We start from the raw sequence: 1,784 nt of genomic DNA, 5'->3' as shown, positions 1-1,784 counted from the left end.
CTCTATTACAACAAAGGAAGAGATACTAATACTTCTATTAGAAGATTTAGTTTTAGTAGCAGCTTTAAATAGTCCTTCTTCAGTTTTTACAAGTGATTTATTAACTAGGATACGTTTATTATCAAAGTCAATATCCTTCCATGTTAGTGCAAGTAACTCTCCACGTCTCATACCAGTATAGATTGCGAGTAAAAAGAACATATAGTACTTTTTATTTTTTTCTTTTAAATAATGAAGGAATCGATTACATTCCTCACTGGACCATGTTTTCATCTCACCTTGCTCTTCACGTGGTTTTTTAACCTTATTCATTATATTATCATGTATGATTTCCCATTCTACAGCGTGTTTGAAAATGCACCTTAGGCAGCGATGGATATTGCTGATTGTACCATTTGATAGTCCTTTTTCCTTAAGTTCAGCATAGTAGCTTTGAATCATTACGGGCTTAATACTTTTAATTTTTTTATAACTAAATGGGGGAAGGATATAGAGCCTAACTCAGCTTTACGAAGAGGCTTTAACTTTTCCCATACATCTAAAACAGTTAATTGTTTGTCATTATGGTATTGTCATTCCAAACGAATCCGAAGAAACAGGTGTAGGCTTATAAGGAATGCTTTCACAATTAACAAAAGCTTTTCAAGAACATGTGACAAGAACTGATGCTAGGTTGAAAGAATTAGAGCCTATAAAACCTAAAGGGAATATAAAACATAGGAACAGAGTAAAACGTCATAGAAGACCGTCTAGACATACGAAAAGGAATTGTCAGAAAGGGGTGTAATTATGCGAAATGAGGAAATTATTATAGACTTAGCAGATCCTGTGTTTACAAAGACAATTCGTTCCCGTCAAAATGATAAAAATGGATTGAAAATTACTGTAAATGTAAGAGAACTGGGGAATAGTGTTGATTTAACTGGATATGCAGTCAAATATGAAGCGAAAAATCATACAGGGGCATTCATTCGTGATGATGCTCAAATAATTGATGCGAAAAATGGTGTGTTTTCATATACTTTTACATCTCAAGCAGTTTCAACTTCGGCCGATTGGACTGCTTATTTTGTTATGGAAAAAAACGCTGAACGAACGAGTACCCCTGATATCCGAATTGTGCTTAAGCGAGATGTAAAAGAAGGAAATATGAAAATAGAAAACTATATTTCTGATTTTGAAAAAGCTATAGAACAAGTGGCAGGATATCGAAAAGAAATTGATGATACAAATAAGAGAATTATAGATACAAACAACAAATTTGTAGAGTTAACAACATTAATTAATGCGAAAGGTGTTCAAGTACCAAAGATCACAACAGAATCAGGTGGGCAAACTATTTCTGTTAGTGATATCACAAAGAACATTCTCGACGAAATAGCTGCAAAAGGTGCTGGGATGAATACAATTTATTGTGCTACAGGTGTGCAAAATACAATTCCATCGAGCAAACCTTGGAGGGGAATTTCTTATTTTAATCAGAATAATATTGGCTTTGTAATCGCTAAAGATAGTGTAGGTGGATTTTATACAAATTATCTAAACGGAAATAACGGGTGGACAGGGTGGACAAATCATGTCACAAGAGAGGATTTTGTAGGGTGGGATTTTACTGTACAAGGATTTAAACGATCTACCGATACATATTGGACTCAGATGTCAATCACTAACGCTTCAAACGTTGAAGGAAGACAAGTTACTAGAGCGAAACGAAGTGGCGACCAAGTTTCCGTTATAGGCTCTTTAAAGAATATAAAAGAAGGGCAAGTTGTATTCAATGTTCC

At 34.4% G+C, this 1,784-nt stretch carries 1 protein-coding gene and 2 pseudogenes; 2 read left to right on the top strand and 1 reads right to left on the bottom strand.

Translation table 11 applies throughout. The features are described from left to right. A pseudogene (locus AC1DTM_RS25095) lies at window positions 1-569 on the bottom strand (tyrosine-type recombinase/integrase); the annotation flags it as partial. Between AC1DTM_RS25095 and AC1DTM_RS25090 the strand changes: the two are divergent. Then, a pseudogene (locus AC1DTM_RS25090) lies at window positions 551-787 on the top strand (tail fiber domain-containing protein); the annotation flags it as partial. The pseudogenes AC1DTM_RS25095 and AC1DTM_RS25090 overlap by 19 nt on opposite strands. 2 nt (window positions 788-789) lie before the next feature. Continuing rightward, a partial coding sequence (locus AC1DTM_RS25085; protein WP_477001150.1) for a BppU family phage baseplate upper protein occupies window positions 790-1,784 on the top strand: 995 nt, incomplete at its 3' end.

Source organism: Bacillus sp. P4_D3 (assembly GCF_056401855.1).
Note: the sequence above shows the minus strand (reverse complement) of the source record. Positions and strands in the feature narration are given on the sequence as shown.